Origin of the sequence: Alishewanella jeotgali KCTC 22429 (assembly GCF_000245735.1) — a bacterium.
Lineage (GTDB): Bacteria > Pseudomonadota > Gammaproteobacteria > Enterobacterales > Alteromonadaceae > Alishewanella > Alishewanella jeotgali.
Window position 1 is genome coordinate 111792 of the sequence record NZ_AHTH01000004.1, and the last position, 6388, is coordinate 118179.

Annotated in this window: 9 protein-coding genes and 1 pseudogene; all 10 read right to left on the bottom strand. The window is 45.1% G+C overall.

All coding sequences use genetic code 11. The annotated features are described in order from the left end of the window. Positions 1 to 134: 134 nt before the first annotated feature. A complete protein-coding gene (locus tag AJE_RS01535; RefSeq protein ID WP_008949355.1) occupies positions 135 to 440 on the bottom strand; it encodes a hypothetical protein in 306 nt (101 codons plus the stop codon). Positions 441 to 569: 129 nt separating this feature from the next. Next, positions 570 to 698 (bottom strand): annotated as a pseudogene (locus AJE_RS18705) (type II toxin-antitoxin system BrnA family antitoxin); the annotation flags it as partial. A 67-nt stretch (positions 699 to 765) separates the two neighbouring features. Next, positions 766 to 1437, bottom strand: coding sequence for an RDD family protein (locus tag AJE_RS01545; protein WP_008610326.1), 672 nt, complete (start codon positions 1435 to 1437; stop codon positions 766 to 768). 609 nt (positions 1438 to 2046) lie between these two features. Next, positions 2047 to 2505 (bottom strand): DIP1984 family protein, encoded by a 459-nt coding sequence (locus AJE_RS01550; protein WP_039925688.1) that lies wholly within the window; start codon positions 2503 to 2505, stop codon positions 2047 to 2049. A 198-nt stretch (positions 2506 to 2703) separates the two neighbouring features. Continuing rightward, positions 2704 to 3033: a hypothetical protein gene (locus tag AJE_RS01555; protein WP_008949357.1), complete on the bottom strand. Its 330-nt coding sequence runs from the start codon at positions 3031 to 3033 to the stop codon at positions 2704 to 2706. A gap of 363 nt (positions 3034 to 3396) precedes the next feature. Continuing rightward, positions 3397 to 3570 (bottom strand): hypothetical protein, encoded by a 174-nt coding sequence (locus AJE_RS18600; RefSeq protein WP_008610320.1) that lies wholly within the window; start codon positions 3568 to 3570, stop codon positions 3397 to 3399. 64 nt (positions 3571 to 3634) lie between these two features. After that, complete coding sequence (brnA, locus tag AJE_RS01560) at positions 3635 to 3880, bottom strand: type II toxin-antitoxin system BrnA family antitoxin (RefSeq protein WP_008610319.1); 246 nt, start codon at positions 3878 to 3880, stop codon at positions 3635 to 3637. A gap of 127 nt (positions 3881 to 4007) precedes the next feature. Continuing rightward, the gene (locus AJE_RS01565; RefSeq protein WP_008949358.1) at positions 4008 to 5168 is read right to left on the bottom strand and encodes a serine hydrolase domain-containing protein; all 1161 of its coding nucleotides are present in this window, start codon (positions 5166 to 5168) and stop codon (positions 4008 to 4010) included. Further along, positions 5161 to 5607: a hypothetical protein gene (locus AJE_RS01570; RefSeq protein WP_008610317.1), complete on the bottom strand. Its 447-nt coding sequence runs from the start codon at positions 5605 to 5607 to the stop codon at positions 5161 to 5163. Before AJE_RS01570 ends, AJE_RS01565 begins: the two co-directional genes overlap by 8 nt. A 120-nt stretch (positions 5608 to 5727) precedes the next feature. After that, the gene (locus AJE_RS01575; RefSeq protein ID WP_008949359.1) at positions 5728 to 6069 is read right to left on the bottom strand and encodes a hypothetical protein; all 342 of its coding nucleotides are present in this window, start codon (positions 6067 to 6069) and stop codon (positions 5728 to 5730) included. Positions 6070 to 6388: the final 319 nt, after the last annotated feature.

Consider the following 6388-nt stretch of genomic DNA (forward strand, 5'->3'; position numbering starts at 1 on the left):
CTGAACATGCGTTGCTTGGTAATTTGCGCCTTAAAAGAGCAAACAATGCCCTGAGAATACTTATACTTTTGGCCTTTGCTATAACCTTTTCTCCATTCTTAGCAACGGCCAGATATCGTGGTTGGGAATACAGGTTAAAACACCAATCTGCCAATAAAACCGGCAACGACTAACAGCACACCGATAAGTAAAAGCTTTTCTGAAAATATTTCTCTGCTGTTTCGCATGGTTAGTTTGAAAGCCTCAGAGAGTTTTAAAAACGCAAACTCAGGAATTAAAGCGAATGAGACCAGCAGTAAAACACTACCAAAACCTGAAACCGTTTCGAAAGAAACTGCGCCATACTCATATACATTGATAACCGAGCCGGCAAAAACCACCGCAGCCGTCAGTAATAAGACGCCGGAAAAAATTTTATGCTTTCGTTCCTTGCCAAACATTTAAACCACTCCAATAGCCGTAGAGCCAAGCTTTGTTATATCGCGCAAAGTTTTCATCATCATCCTTTTATGTTGTTGTGTCCTTGGTCAAATTTATACAGCTCCACGAATCGGCACTTAGCGCGTAATTCAAGACCGAGCTTTGTTCGCTGCAATTTCTTCCAATCGTTCAGCCAACCAAACCTTGATAATTGACTGGCGGGTACCGCCGATCCGATTGGCCTCTTGATCAAGTGACTCAATCATCCAGGCAGGAAACAATTTAAGGGTCAACCAAATCTTTACGCGTTACTGTCTTTCATCCTGTCGTGGTTAGTGCCGCTTGTCAGATTCGAACCACCACGGTCTTACCGATAAAGTCATGAATTGCCCGGCGTTTGTCGTTAAACAGCATAGTGACAAATTCTGATACCGCCCAAACAAAAGCAAACACTCCGAATCCGAGCACTAACAAAGCCAGATTTTCAGAAATATCGCCGTGCAGCTCAAACGAACCCCCCACCGTCAAAATCAGAAAGAACCAGACAATATTTAACCCCAAATTAACCGACTCTCTGCGCAGGGCTTGCGTTAGATTGATCTTTGTTTCGGTATCGTGATTGAGTACCTTTACACCCATCGCCATTTTGCCGAGCGTCTGCCCAAAAAAGCCATGCATCAGAATGGCGTAAATGGCGAATTGCAAACCGTTTACAGCCTGTAGAAAATTATCATTGGCATCGTATTCAATACCAAAAATTAAGCATTGCACATATAAAACAACAAAAAACACCAGGCCATCGAGCATCGCAGCAAAAAATCTGGGCCAGAAAGTTGAGTACTTACTGATCGGACGTTCTTCTTCTGGCACCTCCCTGGGTTCTGCCGGTTGCACTCTGGTTTGTAACAGATTAACGATTTCCGCATAACGCTCAGGGTAGGCTTCTTTATCGATATGCTCTTTTGCATCAAGCAGGTCTGAATATGAATATGAAGAAAAGTCTGGCTTATCAAACATCTTGAAATACTATCCTTGTAGTGAAGAAAGCTCGCAACAGCAGCTTGTTAAAGGTTTGTTACATGTTATCCGAATATTAAAGTCTATTTTTTTCAGCTAATTTTCGGAACTAAAGCCAATATTAACGTCGCGATTGGGCCTAAAATTAATGAGTCTAGGAACCAAACTAAACTGCTACGATTTTTGCCCTGGGCCAGTACTGTATTGATCAGCATTAACGTTCCCCAACCGACCACTGCTGCCAAGTGCCTACTGCAAACAGGCTACCGATAAGTAATACCCGAACTCACCAACCAAAAAGTCAAACTGTTTTTCGGCAACACTGGCGTTAAACGAATAGTGTCAGCACCACGCACTAGAAATATACTGCAAATCAGGATTACACCCAAATTGCTAAGTCAAAGAAGACCCCATACCCACCCTCAGCCTGTAACCGTCAATGTTTTTGGGAGTAACAGTAATGAGTACTATGTTCTAATGTACACAATACAGGGGATAACAATAACTGAAGGAGTTGAACCTTCGAGGCATGCCCCTACACCTCACCTTAGTACAACTTAACCCAGTTGACGGGAAACATTCGCCCGAATACAAACTTACCGTACTTCTTTACTCAATCAAATCTACAGTCCAGTTCAATGCTTGTATCCTTACGTCAAGCTCACGGAACTGTTTGGCATAGTCATCGGCCTGCTTCTGAACGGTCTTTACATCCACTGCAGGCATAAACTTGATTTCTAACTTTTTATAACGATCTTGGGAAACAGTGGCTTGTTTGGCGAGTTCTCTATAGAGATCTCGCAAAGAAGCCAACTGCTCTCGCTCTGCCAAGATGTCTGCCATCGTATTATTTTGGTCAAATTTCAAAACATTATTTGTTTTATTTATTTTTTTAACCAGAGCAACAAGCTCTTTCGAAGCCTGGTTTAAATCTAAAAGTAGTTCATTCGGATCTTCAGCTGGTTTCTCATCAACTTGAATCTTTGCATTCCTCAAGATCCGTTCCTTTAATTGACTTACCTTTCTCTGTAAGTCGGCTCTTATACTTAGTGCTTCTGCAAGTTTCAAATTTATCTCCTTAAGAACATAAGGCTTCAAACACCTTAGGGGCATAGCGACATCTGCGTATTTTAACTTGTGACATTCGCACGCACGGCTTGTGTTCTAGCTTCCGCGATATTTGCACTATGTTTCCTTGAAATTTAACCCCAAGCTCAGTGACACCGAAAAGTTGCTAACCTTTTCGGCATCAGATGCAGCAACTGGTTACGCCTCATTCTCGACTACCTGAACTACTGGCCCCAGGGACTCGAGTTCGCGTAGTTCATTATCATCAACGCATCGTCCGGTGACGACGAGGGATTTCAAACCCACAATCCGCGCAATGGACATCAGCATGGGCGCCGAAATATGGGCGACGTTGATTGCGATTAGTTCAATCCCGGACAGTTCGAGCAGTACTGTTGCATCCTGCTCGGAGACTGCAACATCCATTAAAGTGACCGCGAAGGTTTCCGCTTCCCAAACGAAACTACCACCAAGGCGCTCGACTTCAACTAGAATTATCTCGTTCCTGGCCTGCGCGTCTGGAGTCATCTAATCCCTTTTGAAGCAAAACGAGCCTGCAGAAAAACCTATTAAGAACACAGCATTTCCACTTCGGCCATTCTGTTTCTTATTTGTTATCAACTCTGCAGGTTTCTGGTGGGAATTTCAAGACAAGATTTATTCGGATAACTGCTAAATACCAATAGTAACAAACTGGTTATCATCATCGGGTGCTTAGCCCTGTAATATTGCTTGTAAGCTGTGTGGACCAAGCCATTGTGCACTATAAACTTCGTATTTTGCGGATTACTGATCCAGCAATAACTTTGGCGTGCTGATACACCCTTTGGATATTGTGGCCAAAGGTATCTGCCAGCCGAACAGCTTTTTCGTCAGGCGGGCTACTTGTAGCTATGCGATATTAAACAAAAAATAGAAAAAGCCAACAAAGAAAATCACGCCAACAATAACCATTACGGTAAGTGTTTTTGAGCGCTTCATGGACTGGAACAAGGCGTATTCTGTTAATAACCCGGTTGCAATAAGCGCTGTGGTTTTTAGGTTGTCTTTATCTTCGGTTTTCACTGTAAATCCTTATTTCTTCAGTCCCTACCTTAATGGCTCCACGAATCGGCACTTAGCGCGTAATTCACGACCGAGCTTTGTTCGCTGCAATTTCTTCCAATCGTTCAGCCAGCCAAACCTTGATAATTGACTGACGGGTAACGCCGATCCGATTGGCCTCTTGATCAAGTGACTCAATCATCCAGGCAGGAAAGTCTACATTCACACGCCGCTGTGCCTGATTTGGACGCTTAATTGTCGACAGATCAAGGTCATCAATAATGTCGACCGCATTATCATCAAACTTTTTATCGAATACTTTAGCTTTCATAAATTGCCACCTCCGCTTTACGCGACCGCCTGACCGAGATTATTCACGTAGGTATATAAACTATACCTTAATAGCGAACTTTATAAATGTAAGCCAACAGATTACGTTTGCAAGTTGGAGAAAACATTTAAGGTTCTGCTAAATCCTTAGCCACTACTGTCTCTAACACCGACTGCTTAATTTCCGTTAGCAGCGAATAGGGATAATTGTCGATATCATTCGAAGCGGTAAAAATAAATAAGCCAACTTCCGGATAGTAATCGAAGGTTGCATAGGAGTAACCGTTTGAGCCGGTGTGATTAATCCTGTTAAAGCCATGCTGTTTGTCGATAGCCCAACCATAGCCATAATAGGAACCTTTTTCAGTATTCTCGGCAATATGCGGTGTAAACATCAGCTGCCAGGAGGCTGCGGTTAAGATCTGGCCTGCCTGCATTGCCAGGTACCAGGCCTGCATATCTTGCGCGGTAGAGACAAAGCCACCAGCACCTTCGAACCAGCGCTTGCCCGGTTGTTGGCGCAGATGCTGCAACGAGTCACCAACACTGCGGCTCTTGGCTCGTAACCGAAACGCCCGTTGTAACCAGTTGGGATCAGCACCGTAATTTATCGCCAACCTGTGTTGCGGTATATCCGCCAGGCGGTAGCCGGTTGCTGTTAAACCTGCCGGTAACAGGATGTGCTGTTGAATGTAGGCTTCCCAATTCTGGCCTGATGCCATTTCAATTAGCTGCGCCAGCAAGTAATAACCCAGGTTCGAATAGTGATAGCGCTCGCCAGGGGCGGCAACTAATGGCAGCTGCAGCACCTGCCGCGTGTAACTCTCGCTATCGATAACGTCGTAAAAACTGATGCTGGGCGGGTTAGTCGGCAAGCCTGACGAGTTACTTAATAAATGATGGATGGTGATCTGTTTTTTGTCGGCAGGAACATCCGCCAGGTAGTTATCGATAGTTGCCGTAAGTGATAACTTGCCCTGCTCTACCAGCTGCATGACTGCTGTCGCGGTAAATTGCTTGGTGAGTGAGCCGATATCAAATACCGTAGTATTATCAAAGGCGCGCTGGTTTTCCCGGTCGGCCAGGCCAAAGCTTTGCTGAAAGATTAGAGTATCGGATTTAGCAATTAATACGGTGCCGGAAAACGCCGATTGCTCAAGTTTTTGCTGCCACGGCGGCAGCGGTTCGCTGGCGGATACCGCTAAGGTGGCAACTAGCGTAAATGCGCCGGCGATAATCGAGCGGAGTTTTGGCTTGGTCCCCGCGACCATCGAACGCGAGTTAGGCATTTTTTCTACCCAAAACCGACCACTGCTGCCAAGTGCCTACCGCAAACAGGCTACCAATAAACAAACATATACCCGAACTCACTAACCAAAACGTCAGGCTGTTTTCCGGGAACGTTGGCATTAAGCCAACAAAAGCGATACCTCGCAGTAAAAATATACTGCTAATCAGCGTTAGCGCTATTTTTGTCAGCGGCAAAGGTTTAATAACACCGGCACCTGATAGGCCATAAAGCGCCCATACCAGAAGTACCAGTACGATAACTGAGGTAACGATTGTCGGATACCACAGCCCTTGCTCTGCCATGCGGGCCATTTGCTCACCAGCACCAAAGAAGCGATACCAATCGCCGCCGAAAACAATGCAGCCAAGATGAGCCAGAGCGGCCAAAAAGCAACAGATTGCTGCAACGAGAAGAGGTTTATTAATGGTTGACTGCATCTTTTCTTCCTTGAATGTTAACGATGCCAACACGCTCAGTTTTGTAGTTGAGGTGAAGCCGTAATGAAAAAGTTGTTGCTGTGATTGGCCTGGTTAGAGGGCTTAACTATGCGTCTGGCCTTAAAACTTTGCCTGCCTTCGCGCAAAGAGCCCTAAGATCCAAAGCCCCACAAGTATCCCACCTCCGAGAGCAGCCACTGCAAATGCGCTCACCAGACCGACGCTACTTCCCCAGAGTTCGCTCGTCAATAATCCTGCACCCGTCGCAAGCACTCCATAACCGGCCATATGGAAAAATTGCTCTGGCCTTGAAAAATCAAAAGGACTATGGCTCCAATAATGCTCTGACAACTTCAGCTTTGCGCTACGGAAAGGCAGAAAAACGCAGAGCCCTATACATACGATAACCGGAAAGAAGAGAAATCCAACAAGCACAGCTTCCAATCCAACTAAGACCTGCATAGAGGGATCTGCTGGAGCAAGGGCTGAAGATATACCCGCAAACCCTATAATTACTGTCCTCACAATAACCCAGTGATTCATTCAGTCCCTGTAATGCCCGCGACACAGGAAAAATTGGCACCTAGCGGAAATTTTGCCCCAGTGACTGCTTTTGTTAGACATTTTCATCCCCGAACAAGTCATTTTGCGCTTCAAATAATTTTTGAGTGTGGCGATATCTTTTACCCTGTGGTGTTTCATTCGGTAAGCCCGACTCAATATTCTCTAAAACCACATCGACAGAGTAACCTGATGTAACTACTTCACCTAAATAACTGTT

What these genes read in the sequence shown, in the direction of transcription:
- AJE_RS01535 (WP_008949355.1), bottom strand. Translation starts at nt 440, where the DNA reads ATGTTTGGCAAGGAACGAAAGCATAAAATTTTTTCCGGCGTCTTATTA.
- AJE_RS01545 (WP_008610326.1), bottom strand. Translation starts at nt 1,437, where the DNA reads ATGTTTGATAAGCCAGACTTTTCTTCATATTCATATTCAGACCTGCTT.
- AJE_RS01555 (WP_008949357.1), bottom strand. Translation starts at nt 3,033, where the DNA reads ATGACTCCAGACGCGCAGGCCAGGAACGAGATAATTCTAGTTGAAGTC.
- brnA (WP_008610319.1), bottom strand. Translation starts at nt 3,880, where the DNA reads ATGAAAGCTAAAGTATTCGATAAAAAGTTTGATGATAATGCGGTCGAC.
- AJE_RS01565 (WP_008949358.1), bottom strand. Translation starts at nt 5,168, where the DNA reads ATGCCTAACTCGCGTTCGATGGTCGCGGGGACCAAGCCAAAACTCCGC.
- AJE_RS01570 (WP_008610317.1), bottom strand. Translation starts at nt 5,607, where the DNA reads ATGCAGTCAACCATTAATAAACCTCTTCTCGTTGCAGCAATCTGTTGC.
- AJE_RS01575 (WP_008949359.1), bottom strand. Translation starts at nt 6,069, where the DNA reads ATGCAGGTCTTAGTTGGATTGGAAGCTGTGCTTGTTGGATTTCTCTTC.